This is a genomic window from Lacibacter luteus (assembly GCF_004118265.1).
GTDB classification, from domain to species: Bacteria; Bacteroidota; Bacteroidia; order Chitinophagales; family Chitinophagaceae; genus Lacibacter; species Lacibacter luteus.
Genome location: NZ_SDHW01000001.1, coordinates 1,092,552 through 1,111,025, shown reverse-complemented (window position 1 = coordinate 1,111,025; position 18,474 = coordinate 1,092,552). Strand labels below are relative to the sequence as shown.

Genomic DNA, 18,474 nt, shown 5'->3' with positions numbered 1-18,474 from the left:
ATAGGCAGCTGTTCAGAAGCCTATTTAAATAGCTGAGAGCAAATTTTGAAAATAGCCGTAAATACAAGACTGCTGCGTAAAAACCGGATGGATGGAATCGGGTGGTTTACGTTTAACACGCTGCGTTATATTGTCCAAAAAAATCCGCAGATTGAATTTCATTTTCTTTTCGATTCAATGCCTGATCATTCGTTTATTTTCGGACCGAACGTAACAGTTCATGTGTTGTTTCCTCCCGCCAAGCATGCAGTATTAAATGTACTTTGGTTTGAGTGGAGCGCAAAGCGGCTGCTCAATAAAATAAAGCCCGATCTGTTTGTTTCACCCGATGGAATATTGTCGCTCGGTTACAAAGGCAAACAGTTTGCAGTTATCCACGATATTAATTTCTTTCATAATCCTGCCGATCTTAAATTCAGCAACCGCAACTATTACAATTATTTCTTTCCAAAGTTTGCAAAGAGGGCGGTGCAAATCGCAACAGTGTCGGAGTACAGCAAACAGGATATTTGTATCAACTATCACATCAGCCCCGAAAAAATTGATGTGGTGTATTGCGGCATCAATTCGTTTTATAAACCGATTGATACAACGCTTATCCGCAATACACGAAATAAATACAGTAAAGGCGAACCTTACTTCATTTTCATTGGCACATTAAGTCCACGCAAAAATATTCAGCGGCTGATGGAAGCATTTGACTTGTTTAAACAGGAAACAGGTACAACCTCCAAACTGCTTATTGTTGGGGGCAGCATGTATAAAACAGATGAGCTGTTTGCAACACAACAAGCATTAAGATCCGGGAGTGATATTGTTTTTACCGGTCGTTTAGGGGACGAAGAATTAAACCTTGTGCTTGCATCGGCATTGGCTTTGGCGTTTGTTCCTCTTTTCGAGGGGTTTGGTATTCCTGTAATAGAGGCGATGCGTTGCAGCGTGCCCGTTATTGCATCGAACGTAACATCTGTGCCCGAAGTAGCCGGTGATGCTGCGTTAATTGTAGATCCAACAAACACAGTTGCCATTAAAGATGCAATGAAACAACTGGCAGCAAACGAATCGTTACGTCAGCAATTAATTCAAAGAGGAGTGGAGCGAAGCAAACAGTTTACCTGGGAAAAAACAGCTGAGCTATTGTGGCAAAGCATTAACAAATGTTTATAGTGCTGCAACCCGTTGCGTAATATTTTTCCACGAATACATAGTGTAAAATTCATCTGGCGTAGCATGTTCCTGTTTTGATGCGGCTATAACAGCTGCTATAAACAGCGGCCAGTTATCATCGGTAACTACCACCAATTTGTCACCACATAATTCTTTCTTAACACCCATTGCCCCTGTTGTTGTAGCAACTACTGCAGTATTCATGCCAAGTGCTTCAATCATTTTTGTTTTTACACCACCGCCACTTGTAACAGGATTGAGTAATACATCTGCTGCCTTTGTATAGAGATCAATATCATCAACAAAACCGGCATAGCTTACGTTTACATTATTCCATTGCTTCAATCCGTTAAACGATTCGGGTAAACGTTTACCTGCAATAAGAATGTGATACGGAAAATCTGTTTGCAACAGGAGTGGATTGATTTTTTCCAATATCGTTGTTAAAGCATCTGTATTGGGTTTGTAATCGAGCAAACCGTTAAAGAAAAGTATTTTTTTTGAAGGGTCGATCTGATGTTGAGCACAAACCTGTTTTTTGCAAATGGCTTTGTCTGCGGGAGCTGTTTCGTTTGTAATGCCATAAGGAACAAGTACACATTTTTTAGCCTGTACCTGCATTTTGTTAATCATCCATTCCATGTCTTCATCAGAAATGCAAAAAACAGTGTCTGCCGATCGAAGCACTGCAGTTTCGTACCACTTCAATATTTTCCACCAAGGTTTACCTACACTGCGGAAACGTTCATGTTCAATATTGTGTGTATGCACAATCAGCCGGGCTCCGGTTGCTTTTCGCAACAACCATCCAAGCCAACCGAAGTAAGGATGTTCAATAATGATCGTATCTATCTTTTTAGAACGAATCAATTTCTGTAAACGAAAAAAAGCCGTTACGTCTAAAAAACGTACACGGCTGTTTCGTAAAAAAGGATAGAACGTATAATGTTTTGCTAATGCTGCATTGTTGTTAGCAGTGCCTGCAACATGCAGTTCGCATGCCTCTCCAAGGTAAGCGTTAAACTGCGCAATGAGTTTTTGTCCTCCTGAGAAATAAGGAAGAAAAGGATAGGGGACAATACTCAAAACCTTGTTCATGCAATTGCTTTATTGCTGCTTCTCCATGCCATAAACAAACTTCCAAACACAACAAGGTACACTAAGATCGATGCAATCATAGTTATCTTATCGCCCATGATAAATGCTTTTGGCTCAAACTTAAATTCAATTTTGTGTTTACCTGCAGGTAATGCCAATCCACGCAAAGCATAGTTCACTTTAATGATCTCAGCTTCTTTCCCATCGATAAACGCATTCCATCCTCTTGGATAATACACTTCGCTGAAAACTGCAAACTGATTGGCAGACGAAGATGACTCGTACTGTATATAATCATTCCTGTTTTCAATAAAACGGATGCTTGCAGTTGAATCAGCACCGGGCTGCGCACCAACAGCAGTTTTAAATTTGGTTTGTATAACAGCTGTATCACGCAGATTAATGCTGTCGAGTGCTTTCATTTCTTCTTTGCCATCTGCTACAAAATGCACATGCTTCACCAACCATGCCGGTCCGAAAGCTGCAGGATTCATTTGCGCTATTGGCGCACCTGTTTGCGGATTTTGCACAATAAAATATTTTGTATTGAGCATATTCAATACCTGCATATTGTTTTTAGCGATCTGGTTTTCGATGAGGTCTTGATAGATCTGCAGTTTTGCAGGGTGATAACCACCAATTGAATTATGATAGTAAGATGTATTTGATTCGTTGGTGAAATCTGTTGTAGTGTTTAATACACGATAGTAACCCGCATCCTGTTTGATCTGTTTGTCAGCTTCAGTCATTGTAAAAGCATTATCAAAATCGCCTTGCTCAACAAATTTTGTATCGTTGAGGTAACGCCTGTCAACAAGCAGCAGGTCAAATGAACCAATAACCAGTAAGACAATTAATGCAGGCATTGCTTTTAATTTGTTTGCAGCAAAAGCCCATATTAAGCCAATGCCTAACACTAAAAGAAATGCAGTACGCATCAGATCGCTGCCAAACAAACCCTTTCTGTCGGCTTGTATAGCTGCAACAAATCCTTTACCAAAAGTTTCTGCCTGTTGCTGCATTTCAGCTGTTGGTTGTTTCCCTTGTTGAGCAAATTGTTGCAGCATAGCTCCGGACATATTCTGCTTAATACCACTGTCGTTAGGTGAAACATAATCGAAGCTGAAATAAAGGAGAGCTGCAACAGCAAGAATCGCCGCAGTTGCAATTGCAGTGTTCTTCCATGCCTTTTTTATTTGTTCTGCAGCGTTGTTACCGAACAACAGGTTGTTAATGGCAACTGCTCCTAAAAGAACAAAGCAGATCTGCGGCATTACCAAACCCATCGATGGTGCACGGAATTTTTTATACAGCGGCATGTAATCAAAAAGGAAATAGTTGATCGCTTCTGCATGTTTACCCCAGGCAAGTACAACACCAAACACACCTGCTGCAAGCAAACTCCACTTTAACCATCCTTTTTCAAAGAACAATGCAAATACAAAGAGTAACATGAAAATAGCGCCGAAATAAACCGGTCCCGATGTTGGTTGTTGTCCGCCCCAATAAGAAACTTGGTTTGCAAATTGCAAAGCCTGATCTTCCGGATAGCCAACTTCCATTAGTTTATCAGCAAACTGCGATTTTTTGTATTCATCGCCACCATTGCTGCCGCCGTAAATACCGGGTATTAACAACGTGTATGTTTCTGCAATGCCAACACTATATTTAAAAGCATAATCTTTATCTAAACCGCCGCTGGTTGTATTCTTGTCGCCACTTTGTTTTAATTCACTTACACCACCACGCATACTTTCTTTTGCATAATCCCAGTTGGTAAGTGTATGAATGGCGTTGCTGCTGAAAGCAAGTATACCAATCAGTAATGCCAGTGAAAGGCTCTTAATTGCATGAGCAAGTTCTTTCTTTTTAAAACTGTCAATTAAAAATCCAATACTCAATGCACCTAAAATAAGCAGTGTGTAATAAACGATCTGCAGGTGACTGGTGCTGATCTGTAAGGTTGCGCCAGCTGCAAGGGCAGCTATACCAGCCCACCATCTTTTCTGAAACAGTAAAAGCAAACCTGCAATTACAAGTGGTGCGTAGGCAATGGCAAGCATTTTTGTATCATGACCGGCTCCAATAATAACTGGGTCGTAGGTAGAGTAAGCATAACCTAAAGCTCCCAACACGGCTACCCATGGGTTTAAACGTAATGCAAGCCCGAGTATATAAAAACAGATACATGCAAGAAAAAAGAAGTTAGCAGGTTTAGGCAAACCAAGTGAAAGCACTTTTTCAACATGTCCGAACAATACACTGTGTGTTGCTTCCATTGCAACCTGGTAACCCGGCATACCGCCAAACATGCTGTTGGTCCAGTTGGGTATATGACCATACTTTTCTTTGGCTTCAATCGACTGTTGTGCCATCCCTTTCCAACCAATATTATCGTGAGCATTCAATACCATGCCCTGTATGGCAGGCTTACAATAAACTAATGCTACAACAACAAAAATTACAACCGCAATTACATGGGGTAAAAGTTTCTTGAAATCAAACTTCATATACTCTTGTTTAAACGTATAAAGTGTAAAAGACCTGCATCAATTTCCGCTTAGGAATAAATTTTCAGATTCAGTGAGGCAAAATAATGGTATTTTGGGGATTGAGGGCATTTTTAACAGTACGAAATATTCAGGAAGGATTATTCGGTATCTTTTAAAGCAAATGCCTTGGTAATTTGAAAAACAGTATGAACAGATGAAGGGATTTTTGTTTGTAAGTAAACTGGCATTTATTTTAAATCTTTTGTTTGTTGTATGCCTGGTATTACGTTTAAGCCCGGTGCAACTATCTGGTTCCTGGGTTTCGGTTTTAGTAATTGCAGGATGGTTTCTTGCATTTCTTGTAAACATACCTGTAACGGCCTGGTTTGCGATTTTACTTGCAGGTAAAAAGCTGACTTTTGAAGTAAAAAGTGTTCATTTTTTTAATGCAGCTATACTCATTATTCAATCTATCTTTTTCTTTTTATGATAAAACAGATACTGAGCGATAAACCAACCCGATTATTCCTGGTGCTGGCCGGTTTTTTTATTGCCAATGCCATGATTGCAGAGTTTATAGGTGTAAAGATTTTTTCGCTGGAAGATACTGTTGGAATCAAACGTTTGAACCTGCCTTTATTTGGCAGCAACTTCAGTTTTCATCTTACTGCGGGTGTATTGCTTTGGCCTGTGGTGTTTATTATGACGGATATTATTAATGAATATTACGGCTCAAGAGGAGTGAAGTTTCTTTCGTACTTAACTGTAACATTAATTACGTATTCTTTCCTGATGTTCTCCGGTGCTATTTATCTAAAACCATCGGAGTATTTTACCATTGGCAATGGCATTGATAATGCGAATAATGCATTTAAAGGCATCTTCGGACAAGGTTTGTGGATCATTATCGGATCAATGGTGGCATTTCTTATCGGGCAAATATTGGATGTGCTGGTGTTCCACCGTATAAAAAAAGTAACGGGCGAAAAACGCATCTGGCTCCGTGCAACCGGTTCAACATTAATATCGCAACTGGTAGATAGTTTTGTTGTGCTGTTTATTGCTTTTTACATTGGCAGAAGAATACAGGAAGGGCAGGGCGATGCGTGGACATTAAAACAAATACTTGTTACCGGAACGGGAAATTATATTTACAAGTTTACGGTAGCAGTAGTGCTTACTCCTGTAATCTATTTCATACACGGAATAATTGAACGTTACCTCGGTCATGCATTAGCAAAAGAAATGAAGGATGCAGCTATGAACGATTAGAAGATGTGCTTTTCTTTCAGCATGTCAGCAACCACTTTATCAATGGGCAATGTTACTGCATCTGCATTAAACTTATCCCAATTAACTAAACGGATTACTTCTGCTTCACCTTTTGGATCGGCAACCTGGTGCGGTTGAAAATCGAAAGGAACAGTTTTGTACGGAAGTGTAATTGTTTCCAGGGGCTTTACATAATAATAAATGGAAATGATCTGGTAAGCAAGATTAAATGCACTTTGCTGATAGAAGTCTGTTGTATAAATATGATCACCGATCTCGGCATCAATCAATAACTCTTCTTTCATTTCACGCTTCAGGCAGTCCCTTGTGCCTTCACCAATTTCCAAGCCACCGCCCGGGAATTTTGTTATATATGCGCCACGGATAAATTCATCGCTCACCAATACTTGCTTCTCTTCGTTAATGATAATGCCGTATACACGTACGTTAAGCGTCATAGTTTAAAACAATTTCTTTCTTAAAAAATAAATGCCCAGCAAAAGCGAAAGCCCGAGCGAAATTAAAATAGGGAAGTAAAATGCAAAGCTTGAATGAGCACCGGGAATTGGTACGTTCATACCATAAATACTGGCAACCAACGTTGGCAATTGCAGCATTACTGTAACAGAAGTAAGGCGTTTCATTACCTGGTTCTGGTTGTTGCTGATGATGCTTGCAAACGCATCCATTGTTGAGCTGAGGATGTTGGTATAAATGTTCGCCATCTCCAATGCCTGGCTGGTATCTACGATCAGATCCTGCAAAAACTCATCTTCTTCATCGTTCAACGCTAAAAAGTTGGTGCGTTGCAGTTTCATCAACAACATTTCATTACTGCGTAAAGCCGTAACAAAATACACCAGGCTTTTTTGTATACGCATCAGGTCGAGCAATTCTTCGTTACGGTTTGCGTCGTACAATTTTTGTTCGAGTAAGTTGCGGCGATGGTTGATTTCTTTCAGAAACTCCATGTACGCCTGCACCACCTTTTCAAATATTTTCAACACCATCATATTCCGTTTATCGGGATGACGGTTTTGAAATGTGTTCAGGAATTTTTTGATGGCACCGTTATCGAACGAGTTAACGGTTACAATCTGGTTATGGGTAAGGATAATACAAATAGGAATGGTGATATAAAAAGCATCACTATCGTTAAACGAATTGTTTTCCGTAGGCGTTTTTATAACAATGAGCTTAACATTGTCTTCCAGTTCGTAACGTGAACGTTCATCAATATCCAGCGAATCGGTTAAAAAGTCGAGAGGGATATCTAATGCATCTGCAATTTCAGTAAACTCTTCCTGCTTCAGAGGGGGTACAATATTTACCCACGCACCTGTTTCAGGTTTCTCGATGGCAAGTGGTTTGCCGTTTTCGTTTTTAAAGAATTGCAACATAGCGGCGCAAAGGTAAGCGCCACAGTTTAATCAACCGTTGAAAATTCGATGGCTTCGTTTTTTCGGTTTCGGATGGTTTTGTAATGGTGTGTGTTATGAAACAGGTTAAAATAAAGCAGTTCTCTTATGGTAACAAAGCCGAATAAAGAATTAGGCACCTGGTATTGATCCATGGTCTCATCTTCCCAATAATACCGTACCTGGTCGAGGTACTTATTGGCTATTTGTTCAAAGCGTGCAATTAAGCGTTGCTTTGCATCTTTTTCTTCAACAACTGTAGGTATAAAACGTTTTTCGGTTTCGTAACCGGCTTCCAGTTTCTGATAGTATAACTGTACCAGTTCTTCGTATGAGTAAGAAGGGCGTTCGGGTTTACCAAACTTCCATTTCAAAATAATTTTCGGAGTAAACAAATTAAGCCAGCCTTTATTCATTGTGAGCGATAGATGTTCAAGATTTTCTGCTACCGACCATTGTTCTGATTTGTAGAAGAAAAGATGATCATCCATTTGCCTGCATTGCTTGAGAATATCCTCGATGGTATTCTCAGCATGGCTGATGATTTGAAATTTGTTTAAATGATAGCGTTTTGCAATCATTGGGTGCAGGGTTAGGGTTTAGGATATGGGATTAAAGAGTAATCGTACCGGCGAAAACCAATTTGGCAGGTCCACACAGCCAAATGTTTTCAAAGGACGATTCGGATTTTTTTTCAAACTTCACTTTCAACTCTCCGCCCGGCGTAAGAATTTTTCGTTCCTGAAAGCCGATGCTGTCATTGCTGGCAGCTATTGCTGCAGCCGTTACACCGGTACCACAAGAAAGGGTTTCGTTTTCTACACCCCGCTCGTAGGTTCTTACGTTTAGCGTATCGTTGAGAAGCTGAACAAAATTAACATTGATGCCTTCTTGAAAAAATGGGGGGGAGTAGCGGATGCGTTTTCCCTCATCAAAAACTGCGGTTTTTGCGATGTCGTTTTCCCACTTGATGTAGTGGGGCGAACCTGTATTTAAAATGGAATATTCCGGCGATTTTTCGATGTTGTTTACGTCTTTCATTTTTAATTCAATCCATCCGTTATCAAGCACCTTTGCCTCGTGAAACCCGTCTGTAGCAAGGAATTCAGCGTTTTTGTCTATAACACCTAAGTGTTTTGCGAAGGCCACTAAACAGCGTCCACCGTTGCCACACATACTGCCTTCGTTGCCATCTGCATTGTAATAAACCATTTCAAAATCGTAGCCATCTTTCAGTTGTAAAAGCATCAATCCGTCGGCACCTATGCCAAATCTTCTATCGCATAAAAAGGCTATTTCTACGGTAGAGAGTTGCGTAAAATTACCGTTCCTGTTATCGATGATTACAAAATCGTTACCCGTACCCTGGTATTTATAAAATGGAATTGTCATTATGAATTGTTAGAGGGGAGTGGTAAGTAGCCAATGGGCTAAACCAATTTCCTCGTTTTAAGTGTTATTTTATTGTTGTGCTAAATTACAACAAAGTCGCATCTCAGCCTCTATGTACTGTGATGCGACTTTATGGTATGCCAGTCAGTTAAGCGTTACTACATTCCGGCAATAATCTCCAGCGATTTTTTAATCAGATTTTCAACTGCCAGCCCGCCATCTTTACTAAACTCCTTTTTAACCCTGTTGGCTACAATGGCACTGATAGACAGGCATTGATGCCCCATCATTTTACCCAAGCCATAAATGGCTGAGGTTTCCATTTCAAAATTAGTAATGCGGTGTTGGCCAAATTGAAACTGGGTTAATCTGTCTACAAAAGTTGGATTAGAAAGTCCCAGACGTAATACACGGCCCTGCGGACCATAAAAGCCAGGGCAGGTAATAGTAATGCCATGATGATAGCCTTGCACAAAATGTTTGAGCAGTTGCGATCCAGCACTACTGATATACGGATACGAAAGACTATCCTGTACCTGTGTATGCGTTACAAAGGCATGCACCAATTGTTTTTCTTCTTCGTTATTATCGTGACGATAGAAATGCAACAGGTTATCGATGCCTAAGCCATGTGTTGAAACTACAAATGCATCAACAGGAATATCGGCCTGCAACGAACCTGATGTTCCAAGACGAATAATATGCAGCGGGGCGAGTTGCGGCTTAATGGTGCGGCTATCAAAATCGATATTCACCAATGCATCCAATTCGTTCAACACAATATCAATATTATCCGGACCAATACCTGTTGATACAACCGATATTCGTTTTTTTCCAATGTAGCCTGTGTGTGTAATAAATTCACGGTGTTGTAATGTATGTTCAACCTTATCGAAATGTTTTGAAACTTCTTTTACCCGATCGGGGTCGCCAACTGTAATAACTGTACTTGCAAGTTCATCGGGGCGTACATTTAAATGGTAAACTGCACCTCTGCTATTGATGATCAATTCACTTTCTGCAATTCTTTGCATAGTTCTTTGGGAGTATTTGTTCGAATATACTACATTTGCACCTCACAAATTGGTCCTGTGGCCGAGTGGCTAGGCAGAGCTCTGCAAAAGCTCCTACAGCGGTTCGAATCCGCTCGGGACCTCTAAAAAAAGAAAAGCGTTGGAAACACTCCTGCGCTTTTTCTGTTTACAGCTTATGCGTTATTCAAATTACATTGGTATTGTAGCGGGTTTGTTGATGATTTTTGCTGCAACTTTTAACTGGATTTATATTCCTTCCAAATCGGCTTATGTTACCGGCTTTGGTTCTGATGTTGTAACAATCTTCGGAAAACCCGTTTTGATGAATATTATTATGCTTGTTCTTACAACTGCATTTTTCCTCATTCCTAAATTATGGGCTAAACGGGCAAATCCATTCGTTGGCGCAATCAATTTTGCATGGGCTTTACGTAATCTCTTTTTACTTTCTACCTGCCGCAATGGTGAATGTCCGCAAACAACTGCCTGGCTTTACATTTACTTTGGCGCATCGCTGGTTGTATTGGTGATGACGGTGTTACCTGATATGAAAGTAGTTGAGAAGAAGTAAGGTACAAGGCACAAGATTCATGCACCCCGTAACACATAACTCTTAACCTTTAACTGCTTTTTTTTAAGCCGCAGAAACTGCAGCCGGCAATTCATCTTCCGGTTCAAGTTCTATCCGGTGCAGAATATCCTTTAAGGTTGATGTTCGCTGAATCATGTATGGTACAGTATCCAAACCTGTTACAAATTTGAGAATGTAGGTATAGATGCCGATCATGTCACCTGCCTGCAACGACTTGCCATTTACCGATGACACAGTGATCAACGAAGCTGTAATAATCACCATCACCAACAATTCCATAACACCAAAATTCCACGCTTCCTGGTCGCTGATCTTGATTTGCCATTTACGCAGTTTGTTGTAATGTTCACTGATGCGTAAGGGATTTCTTGTTGCAAGAATATTTACCTGCTGTTCCAGTTCATCGTTCTTGAATTTATTTAAACGACGCATGCGCTTGCCATACAAATAGCTGGTAATGCTTACTGGTATCAACATCAGCAAACAAAGTAATACAACCTGTGTATCATAAAAGAATAACAATACAAGCGAACCGATAATGTTGTAAGCAGCTTCAATAATGTAGTTAAGATCGAACTCAAGAAAATCAATGAACTCACGTGAAAGTGTTGAGTGTGCACTCAGTTTCGAAAGATCGCTGTTGCGGTTACGGCTCATGAGTTTTACCACCAGCGAAGTATAAATGTTGGAGTAGGTACGTGAATCGTAACGATGACGAAGTGTACCCATCACTACCCAAAGTAAATGTGCTCCTGCCAGATAAAACAATCCCTGGTACGAACCTTTAATTAAACCGTTTACTGCCTCGCCTAAAAAATACGGGCGCAATAACAAGCCCAGCATTTCTATACCAAACAGCGAATAAGTTAGCAGCAATTTGTATTTATAGCGGCCGATAATTGTTTGAATGATCCATTTGCCGGGCATAACCGTTCCTTCCTTTTTTATGTGTACCAATAATTGACTGTGCAGAACCGCTGCAGTTTAGTGGAGCAAAAAACTTCCTTTAAACAGCGTAATGGATTAGTAGGGAGGGCAAAGTTAGGCCGATGGCTTGTCAGTGGGGCCTGTTAATTTGTTCCTTCTGTGTGACAGAATTGCCTTTGGCGCCGGAAATGATTTTGCGGCAGTCGGGTGTACCGCACTGGCAGTCAAATGTTTCGGCACTTTCATTCAGCAGTTCGGCGTAGTCGAGCGTAAGCTCCTGGCCGGGCAAAATGGGGTGCAGTGCTACCAGATTAAGGCCATTGTAAGCAGTGTTTGGTCGGCAGGAGTGGTTTTGCGGAGCCCATTCCGATGGATTATTATCCCACAGCACATATACTTCGGTGCTGAGCGGAACAGCATAATGTTTAAAGAGCAGCTTTTCTTCGGGCAGCCAGTTTTCATCAACCCAGCGTTTGGTAACGATTCGTTGCGGACGTTCTTCGCCTTTAAAAATGATGTCGCCTTCAGTAATATGTGTTGTGGCATAAATACCGAAACCGGCAATGGAGTTGCCCTTCATGACATACTTCTTTTGTCTGCGTTTATGCCGGGCTATCCCTTCTTCAATAATATGTTTCAGAAAACCGGTCTGGCCAATACCATCGGCTTTAATAATGTAATCGGCACTGCCTTCGTAACCATCAGTATAAAAAACAGAACAGGTGAAGTTTACTTCCAAAAAGAAAAGTTTGCCTGCATCGTTCATACGGAAATCCATGCGGGCATAACCCACGCCGCCAAAACTTCTGAAAATGCGTTGAGCCGCTTCCGTTAGTTGTTGTTTGATGGATGCATCGGTAACAGGAATATTGCTTTCGGGATGAAGCTCCGATGTTTTGAGTGCGTATGTTTTAAACGTTCGGCCTTCAGGAAAAATAAATTCAATGGGCTGAAACACTCTGCATTTCTTTTCATCTTTTGCATCGGCAGCAACAAGTACCGTAAACTCTCTGCCTGCAATGTATTCTTCAACCAGCAGTTGCGGATAATCCAATAACACAGTAACTGCTTTCTGATACAATTCATCAATGGTAGCACAAACAGAATGCTCGTCTATACCCAAACTGTCGCCTGCTTTAGCAGGTTTTACAAACAAAGGAAAGTTGAGGTGTTTGATCTGCTCTTCAAGATTGTCTGTTGTGTCGATCAATGCATAATTAGCAGTTGCAACACCTTCGGTGTAGGCAACATATTTCATTAATTCTTTTGGCGGATCGTATAACAAACTGTTTGGTCCGGTGAATGGCAGATTCAATAATTCCAACGTATAGATCACATCAATGGATGGTACTTCCCATTCGAGATAACCTTCGCACAAATTCACAAAACAATCAAAGCCTTGCTTACTTAACTGCAACAGTTGTTTGTAGGTAGTAAGTTTGTTGAGCAAAACATGATGAAACTCAACATCGGGCAATAAAGCCGATAAATTTCTTGCAGGATCGTAATATTGGTAATCAACAGCAGAAGTGGAGTAGTCGGGTTGCAGTACACAGATCTTCATAAAACTTCATGCTGTTAACGTACAGCCACTGTCTTTTTTTGTTTTTTGTAATGACGCTGCATAGCATCCTGCAGAATATGAAGGATCAATCCGGAATAGGGTTGATTACTTAAACGAACAATGGCTCCGATGGATGTATAATTTTCATCTTCACTCAAACCACATTGTGCATTTACTTCCAGTACATATAATTTGCCGGTTGCTTTATCCATGCGGATATCAATGCGTCCATAACCTGTTCCTTCTACTGCACAGTAAGCTTTCCAGCTGAGGTCCATAATTTTTTTATGCAATGCAATAGGAGGTAAATGGTACTGATAAAAATCTTCGTATTCGCCCAATGGTTTTTCCTGTTCATAGGTTTCCCACAAACGATCGAAGGAGAGAAATTTTTCAGTATCAGGTAAGTCTTTATGAAAAATACGCTCAACAGGTGGATATACTTTTCGGCTACGTGGTGCGTGATGCGAACCGGAAAGAAACACCGTGTATTCTGGCCCGTTAATAAACTGTTCAGCTACCAATCCACCGAATGAAAAATCCCAGCCACGGTAACCTTCAAACAATTCCTGTACTAACGTATTCAACTCTTCATCGTTCTGTACAACATTCTTTACACCTAAACCCATACTGCCACCACTTACTGCAGGTTTTACAATTAAAGGCGTGCCCACATAATTGCAAATACCTTTTAGTTTCTGATCACGTTTTGTAATAGCTACCCATTTGGCATGTGGAATACCGGCATCATCAAACATCTTCTTCATAACGATCTTTGAAGTAGTGTTATCATAAAACGCCGCATCAGCTCCGGTATAAATGAGTTGCTTTTCTTTTAAGTAATGAATAACGGAAACACCGGGTGTTCCATTCACTTCATCTCCATCGCACAAATTCAATACAACAGGTGTTTGAAATGATGTTGTGGCTGCAATATCATCAATGATCGATTTATAGTTTTCCTGTGTAACAGGTTGCCATTTCCAGTTGAGTTGCAGTTGCGCAAAAATCTTTGTGTATTCTTCGATGCTCTGTGAAAAATCGTAGTAGTAATCAATATTGGCATCGTTGGTTTGCAGATGCGGAGCCAGTACCCAAATGAACAAAGGATGTTGTGTAACAGGAAGAGATGATACCGGGTTTAGAAGCATAAGTAAATGTAACTTATTAATCGTTTCGTTGCTGCACTTTACGTTGTATAAAATCAGTTAAACGGTAATCTTTTAAAACGTCTTTTGTTAACTCTTTCGCTCCTTTTATTGTACCAATGCAATTGGCCTCGCCGCAACGGCATGCGAATGGTTCTGCCATAAACCATTCGGTGCTCGGATAAAAAAAGGTAAACTCATCGCCCGGTACAATAGCACGCAATGCAATTAATTCCATTGTAGTGGTATTGAAAAAAGCATTGGGGTTACAGCTGTGATTAATGTATTGCAGAAATTCAGGTTGCAGAATAATATGTTGTGTTTCGTTTACCTGTACAGTAAAGCGTGAAGGAGCAGCATGAATTTCTTTTGCACCGAATGTGCAGATGGTTTCTTCGGGCTGAAAACTTTTTGTTGAAACCAACAGATGATGATTGACATCGGGCAGCTTGTGAATTTCAGCAAAGCCATAGTGGCCCGATAGAACGGTTGCAGAAAGAGTGGTAACTGACATGGGGTGATTTTGTGTTAATACCTGAAATTAACTATTAGAACGTATAAGGCCGAATTAGTTTAACAAATGTTGAATGAATGTGTATAAAGGGGAGATGAGTGATGAGTAGGGTGTGTCGTAAAATCATCTGCTAAAACAAAAACCCGTTTCGTAAATGAAACGGGTTTTTTATGATCGTTGTAATGTTTTATTACATGTGCTGTTCGATCTTCTTAACAAAATTACCTTTTGGTTGTGCACCTACGAGTTTGTCAACTACCTGGCCATTCTTTACGAAGAGGATAGCAGGAATTGAAGTGATACCGTAATTCATGCTCACTTGTGGGTTTTCATCCACGTTTACTTTACCTACTTTCACTTTACCATCGTATTCTTTTGATAATTCTTCAATAACCGGTCCGATTGCACGGCAAGGTCCGCACCATTCTGCCCAAAAATCGATTACGCTTAATTTATCTGAGCTGAGTACTTCGCTCTGGAAGTTTGCATCTGTAAATTGGAGTGCCATAATGTATATCCTTTTAATTTTTATGTGAAATGAAGGGACAAATTTAAGCCCATTCCGCCGAATCTGATGAACTGTCATTATCCACAGCTGTTCACAAATAAAAAACAGGTGCTTGTACTACAAAACTGACAGTTAAAATGGCTTTAACTGTAGTTTCTGCAGGTACATTATTGTCATTTTTTTATCATGCGACTTATTGATAATCCTGCTGCTAAGAACTGTTAGTGTTAAAACCACAATGGCGATGAAGGTTTTACTTCCATTGCAAGGCAGCCATCTTGATCGTCTTCGCCTTACTATCCGTCCAAGCAAAGATCAGTTTATTACCAGCTTTTGTCATTTGCGGAAAACCGCTTGAACGTGCATCGGACGATTCGGCAATAACAACAGGTTGTTCTTTTGTACCATCGGCATGTATTTTCATCGCTTTAATGGTAGCGCCTTCCATCCAGCTGATCATGGCCGAATGTTCATCGAGCATAACAAGATCAACACGACCAATGGCTTTACCTTCATCCACTTTTACAGGTTGATTGAACGTTGCACCGCCATCTGTTGAGAAAACAACTTTCACTTCGCCTTTGTTCTCTTTCATCGAAAACCAGGCAATGGCTAAGTTGTTGCCGAGGGCATCGGCTCTTGGTCCGTTTACAGGGCATCCTGCAATTTTCCATTCATCAGCATAAATGCTTTTTGCTGTGGTCCATTCACCATTCACCAAACGTACAATCGACATATCCCTGATCTCTTCATCGGAACGATCTCTGTACACCACAACAGGTCCGTTTGCCGTAACAGCAATGGTTGTCTGGCAGCAATCACAAATGCGTCCATCAAGTTCCCATTCTTTTGTTTTTATTCCTTTCTTATCAAGCAAGGCTGCACGCAGGGTCATTTCACCATGATGTCCTTCATGACCGCTGTGTTCGCCTTCCATGGCTGTCTTTCTTCCATCGAGCCATGACACTAAGAATTGATCGTTGTACGGCACAATAGATACAAAACCATGTTCAGCTTTCTTGCCATCATCATGTAAGATGGTTGGCGTGCTCCATGTATTACCTGTATCGTTGGATGCAAGCAATTTTACATCGTAGGTAAATTTTGCTGTATCGCTTTTCTCTAAAAAATGTGCCAGCATGTTGCCGTTTGCATCGGATGATACAACCGGATAATCGGCCCAGTTCACAAACCAGTTGTTACCGGTATTGATTGCAACCGGTTTCGACCATGCATCGTTTTGCAACGTAGAAAAGAACAAGGTTGATGTTTTCCCTTTCTTCTCCACCCATGATAAATGCACAATGCCTTTTGCATCGGTAAAGAGATAGGGCTCTGCGCAGGAATCGGCAGCAGGAGAGGCGAGTGTTGTGATGGCTGTAGTTGCAGCTGCTTCTTTTTTCTGCTCGTTGTTACAGGCTGCAAATGAAATTGCAACGATGAAGAGGATGATTAGTTTTTGCATGCTTTATTTACTGTTGGTGATGATGTTGATGTTTTCTTTACTGTCCCATTTACGATAACCCATTTCATTAAATACACGTTCGCCTTTTGTATTAAAGATAAATGTGGTGGGGATGGTCATAATATCTAAGGACTCAAAGTTGTCGACCTTTACGTAGTGAAACTTAAAAGGTTTTTGTTGCTGAAATGCTTTGATCTCTGCTGCATCTTCGGTTGATGCAAACAGGAATACCACTTCATCTTTGTTTACTTTTTCCATAGCGTTTGCAATGGATGGCATTTCCTGTATGCAGGGTTTGCACCAGGTTGCCCAGAAATTAAGGAAGATGGTTTTGCCTTTGTATTGGTTAAGATCAATGGGTTCGCCATCAAGTGAAGTAAGCTTTACTTTGTCGAGGTCTGATTTGGTTTTTACTGCAGGTGCGGTTTTCTCCTGTTGATCGTTCTTTGTTTTTTCTTTACAGCCGGTGAACACAACAAGCAGTAAAAGCGATAGTGTGAAGATTGTTTTCATTTGTTGGATGATTATTAGTGAAACCGTTGCAATGTTACTTGCTTTTCGGTTAATGATTATGCCCCGCCATTGGATCGGCTCCTTTTTTAAATACATATTCGCTGTGCAGCAGGTACGCACCGCTGATGACCACAATATCACCAGCGTTTAACCCGCTTTTTATTTCAATACGGTCGCCGCTTTCCAAACCTGTTTCCACCATTTTACTTTTAAACGAATGTGTGCCTGTGCGTATCCAAACGGTAGCACCTTTGCCATCACGTATCACCGCATCAATTGGTAAGCTTAACGAACTGTGTTGTTTACTTTTCAATACAACATAGGCTGGCATACCTGGCTTTAAACGGTTGCCATTATTGGGAATAGCTACACGAATTAAATTGATCCTTGTATCAGGATTGATCTCCGGGTTTACAAATTCAATTTTTCCATTGATCGAAAGCCCATCCATATCGGGAAACTGAACAGTGGCACTGCCATTCACATCAATCACTGCCAACTGTGATGTATACAGCTGTGCTTCGGCCCATAAGCCGGAGAGATCAGCAAGCTTTACAATGGTACCACCATCCATTACATAATCGCCTTCACGAATATCGAGTGTGGTAATGGTGCCCGATGCTGTACTGTAAAATGTGGTAATGGGAGTTGGTTTTTTTGTTTTCGCCAGTTCGTTGATCTGTGCTTCACTCATGCCCCACAGCAGCAGTTTGTTTTTTGCGCTTTGCAGCAGTTGATCGAAGTCAATAGCTGTTTCTGTTGCAAATGTTCTTTTGCGTTCAACCGCCAAAACATATTCCTGTTTTGCATTGTTCAGTTCTTCGCTGTACAGATCGTAAAGTGCTGCGCCCTTACTTACCTGGTCGCCGATGTTACGGTAATACAAACGTTCAATGCGCCCGCCCACACGTGCACTTACCGAAGTTGTTTTATCCTGGTTGAAATTTAAACTGGCAGTTAACACGAGCTGATCACCAATAGTACCTGTACGAATGGTATCGGTTTGAATATTGCCCAACTGTATCTGCTGTTCACTTAATTGTATCTCATCTTTCTTAGCACCGTTGCTTTTCTTAACAGGCGTAAGATCCATTTTGCAGATAGGACATTTGCCCGGCTTATTCTCGATCACCTGCGGATCCATGGAGCAGGTGTAGTACACATCGCTTTCTGTATGCACATGTGTTTTGCTTTTGCAGGAAGAAAAAACAAACAGGCAAAGGGCAATAAGCAAAAGGCAAACATGCACTTGTGTGCTAAATAGCTTTAAATAGTGTCGTATCATAAAACTTTTTTAGTCAATTATCATTTATTCATTATCCACTGCTTTTCATTCATATCCGTTAGACGAGGGCCTCAGACGGTAACCA

Annotated in this window: 19 protein-coding genes and 1 tRNA gene; 5 read left to right on the top strand and 15 right to left on the bottom strand. The window is 40.8% G+C overall.

The genetic code is table 11. From position 1 onward, the window contains the following. Positions 1-45 precede the first annotated feature (45 nt). Positions 46-1,167: a glycosyltransferase family 4 protein gene (locus ESA94_RS04230; RefSeq protein ID WP_129129597.1), complete on the top strand. Its 1,122-nt coding sequence runs from the start codon at positions 46-48 to the stop codon at positions 1,165-1,167. Here the strand turns inward: ESA94_RS04230 and ESA94_RS04225 are convergent. Both ESA94_RS04225 and ESA94_RS04220 read right to left on the bottom strand, forming a co-directional pair. Further along, positions 1,162-2,265, bottom strand: coding sequence for a glycosyltransferase family 4 protein (locus ESA94_RS04225; RefSeq protein WP_129129596.1), 1,104 nt, complete (start codon positions 2,263-2,265; stop codon positions 1,162-1,164). The genes ESA94_RS04230 and ESA94_RS04225 overlap by 6 nt on opposite strands. Further along, complete coding sequence (locus tag ESA94_RS04220) at positions 2,262-4,775, bottom strand: YfhO family protein (protein WP_129129595.1); 2,514 nt, start codon at positions 4,773-4,775, stop codon at positions 2,262-2,264. Before ESA94_RS04220 ends, ESA94_RS04225 begins: the two co-directional genes overlap by 4 nt. A 196-nt stretch (positions 4,776-4,971) precedes the next feature. On the opposite strand from ESA94_RS04220, the gene ESA94_RS04215 reads away from it, so the two are divergent. Together ESA94_RS04215 and ESA94_RS04210 are read left to right on the top strand one after the other, a co-directional pair. Then, complete coding sequence (locus ESA94_RS04215; protein ID WP_129129594.1) at positions 4,972-5,247, top strand: hypothetical protein; 276 nt, start codon at positions 4,972-4,974, stop codon at positions 5,245-5,247. Beyond that, a complete protein-coding gene (locus tag ESA94_RS04210) occupies positions 5,244-6,029 on the top strand; it encodes a queuosine precursor transporter (RefSeq protein WP_129129593.1) in 786 nt (261 codons plus the stop codon). Before ESA94_RS04215 ends, ESA94_RS04210 begins: the two co-directional genes overlap by 4 nt. On the opposite strand, the gene ESA94_RS04205 is transcribed toward ESA94_RS04210, so the two are convergent. The 5 genes from ESA94_RS04205 to ESA94_RS04185 all read right to left on the bottom strand — a co-directional run bounded on the left by ESA94_RS04205 (position 6,026) and on the right by ESA94_RS04185 (position 9,873). Beyond that, positions 6,026-6,487: an NUDIX hydrolase gene (locus tag ESA94_RS04205; RefSeq protein WP_129129592.1), complete on the bottom strand. Its 462-nt coding sequence runs from the start codon at positions 6,485-6,487 to the stop codon at positions 6,026-6,028. The two genes, ESA94_RS04210 and ESA94_RS04205, sit on opposite strands and share 4 nt — an antisense overlap. Positions 6,488-6,490: 3 nt before the next feature. Beyond that, positions 6,491-7,429, bottom strand: coding sequence for a magnesium transporter CorA family protein (locus ESA94_RS04200; protein ID WP_129129591.1), 939 nt, complete (start codon positions 7,427-7,429; stop codon positions 6,491-6,493). Between the two features lie 26 nt (positions 7,430-7,455). After that, positions 7,456-8,028, bottom strand: coding sequence for a DinB family protein (locus ESA94_RS04195; protein WP_129129590.1), 573 nt, complete (start codon positions 8,026-8,028; stop codon positions 7,456-7,458). A gap of 31 nt (positions 8,029-8,059) precedes the next feature. Continuing rightward, positions 8,060-8,839 (bottom strand): diaminopimelate epimerase, encoded by a 780-nt coding sequence (gene dapF / locus ESA94_RS04190; protein ID WP_129129589.1) that lies wholly within the window; start codon positions 8,837-8,839, stop codon positions 8,060-8,062. A 158-nt stretch (positions 8,840-8,997) separates the two neighbouring features. Next, entirely contained in the window at positions 8,998-9,873 is an 876-nt protein-coding gene (locus ESA94_RS04185) for a nucleoside phosphorylase (protein WP_129129588.1), read from the bottom strand. A gap of 51 nt (positions 9,874-9,924) precedes the next feature. On the opposite strand from ESA94_RS04185, the gene ESA94_RS04180 reads away from it, so the two are divergent. Then, positions 9,925-9,995 (top strand) — tRNA-Cys (locus tag ESA94_RS04180). 53 nt (positions 9,996-10,048) lie between these two features. Continuing rightward, positions 10,049-10,444 carry a hypothetical protein gene (locus ESA94_RS04175; RefSeq protein ID WP_129129587.1) on the top strand — a complete coding sequence of 132 codons (396 nt, stop codon included), beginning with the start codon at positions 10,049-10,051 and terminating at the stop codon, positions 10,442-10,444. Between the two features lie 63 nt (positions 10,445-10,507). Here ESA94_RS04175 and ESA94_RS04170 read toward each other — a convergent pair whose 3' ends face one another. The 8 genes from ESA94_RS04170 to ESA94_RS04135 form a co-directional block, all read right to left on the bottom strand. Then, positions 10,508-11,422 (bottom strand): ABC transporter six-transmembrane domain-containing protein, encoded by a 915-nt coding sequence (locus tag ESA94_RS04170; protein ID WP_129129586.1) that lies wholly within the window; start codon positions 11,420-11,422, stop codon positions 10,508-10,510. A 100-nt stretch (positions 11,423-11,522) separates the two neighbouring features. Then, positions 11,523-12,956 (bottom strand): SET domain-containing protein-lysine N-methyltransferase, encoded by a 1,434-nt coding sequence (locus tag ESA94_RS04165; protein WP_129129585.1) that lies wholly within the window; start codon positions 12,954-12,956, stop codon positions 11,523-11,525. 14 nt (positions 12,957-12,970) lie between these two features. Further along, positions 12,971-14,107 (bottom strand): ATP-binding protein, encoded by a 1,137-nt coding sequence (locus ESA94_RS04160; protein ID WP_129129584.1) that lies wholly within the window; start codon positions 14,105-14,107, stop codon positions 12,971-12,973. Between the two features lie 16 nt (positions 14,108-14,123). Beyond that, entirely contained in the window at positions 14,124-14,618 is a 495-nt protein-coding gene (locus ESA94_RS04155; protein ID WP_129129583.1) for an SET domain-containing protein-lysine N-methyltransferase, read from the bottom strand. Positions 14,619-14,808: 190 nt separating this feature from the next. Continuing rightward, a complete protein-coding gene (gene trxA, locus ESA94_RS04150; RefSeq protein WP_129129582.1) occupies positions 14,809-15,126 on the bottom strand; it encodes a thioredoxin in 318 nt (105 codons plus the stop codon). A 253-nt stretch (positions 15,127-15,379) separates the two neighbouring features. Next, positions 15,380-16,591 carry a sialidase family protein gene (locus ESA94_RS04145; protein ID WP_129129581.1) on the bottom strand — a complete coding sequence of 404 codons (1,212 nt, stop codon included), beginning with the start codon at positions 16,589-16,591 and terminating at the stop codon, positions 15,380-15,382. A 3-nt stretch (positions 16,592-16,594) separates the two neighbouring features. Next, the gene (locus ESA94_RS04140; RefSeq protein WP_164972643.1) at positions 16,595-17,104 is read right to left on the bottom strand and encodes a TlpA family protein disulfide reductase; all 510 of its coding nucleotides are present in this window, start codon (positions 17,102-17,104) and stop codon (positions 16,595-16,597) included. A gap of 49 nt (positions 17,105-17,153) precedes the next feature. Beyond that, complete coding sequence (locus ESA94_RS04135) at positions 17,154-18,389, bottom strand: efflux RND transporter periplasmic adaptor subunit (RefSeq protein ID WP_129129579.1); 1,236 nt, start codon at positions 18,387-18,389, stop codon at positions 17,154-17,156. Positions 18,390-18,474: the final 85 nt, after the last annotated feature.

Coding starts and splice junctions, on each gene's coding strand:
- ESA94_RS04225 (WP_129129596.1), bottom strand. CDS start 2,265: ATGAACAAGGTTTTGAGTATTGTCCCCTATCCTTTTCTTCCTTATTTC.
- ESA94_RS04220 (WP_129129595.1), bottom strand. CDS start 4,775: ATGAAGTTTGATTTCAAGAAACTTTTACCCCATGTAATTGCGGTTGTA.
- ESA94_RS04215 (WP_129129594.1), top strand. CDS start 4,972: ATGAAGGGATTTTTGTTTGTAAGTAAACTGGCATTTATTTTAAATCTT.
- ESA94_RS04210 (WP_129129593.1), top strand. CDS start 5,244: ATGATAAAACAGATACTGAGCGATAAACCAACCCGATTATTCCTGGTG.
- ESA94_RS04205 (WP_129129592.1), bottom strand. CDS start 6,487: ATGACGCTTAACGTACGTGTATACGGCATTATCATTAACGAAGAGAAG.
- ESA94_RS04200 (WP_129129591.1), bottom strand. CDS start 7,429: ATGTTGCAATTCTTTAAAAACGAAAACGGCAAACCACTTGCCATCGAG.
- ESA94_RS04195 (WP_129129590.1), bottom strand. CDS start 8,028: ATGATTGCAAAACGCTATCATTTAAACAAATTTCAAATCATCAGCCAT.
- dapF (WP_129129589.1), bottom strand. CDS start 8,839: ATGACAATTCCATTTTATAAATACCAGGGTACGGGTAACGATTTTGTA.
- ESA94_RS04185 (WP_129129588.1), bottom strand. CDS start 9,873: ATGCAAAGAATTGCAGAAAGTGAATTGATCATCAATAGCAGAGGTGCA.
- ESA94_RS04175 (WP_129129587.1), top strand. CDS start 10,049: ATGCGTTATTCAAATTACATTGGTATTGTAGCGGGTTTGTTGATGATT.
- ESA94_RS04165 (WP_129129585.1), bottom strand. CDS start 12,956: ATGAAGATCTGTGTACTGCAACCCGACTACTCCACTTCTGCTGTTGAT.
- ESA94_RS04160 (WP_129129584.1), bottom strand. CDS start 14,107: ATGCTTCTAAACCCGGTATCATCTCTTCCTGTTACACAACATCCTTTG.
- ESA94_RS04155 (WP_129129583.1), bottom strand. CDS start 14,618: ATGTCAGTTACCACTCTTTCTGCAACCGTTCTATCGGGCCACTATGGC.
- trxA (WP_129129582.1), bottom strand. CDS start 15,126: ATGGCACTCCAATTTACAGATGCAAACTTCCAGAGCGAAGTACTCAGC.
- ESA94_RS04145 (WP_129129581.1), bottom strand. CDS start 16,591: ATGCAAAAACTAATCATCCTCTTCATCGTTGCAATTTCATTTGCAGCC.
- ESA94_RS04140 (WP_164972643.1), bottom strand. CDS start 17,104: ATGAAAACAATCTTCACACTATCGCTTTTACTGCTTGTTGTGTTCACC.
- ESA94_RS04135 (WP_129129579.1), bottom strand. CDS start 18,389: ATGATACGACACTATTTAAAGCTATTTAGCACACAAGTGCATGTTTGC.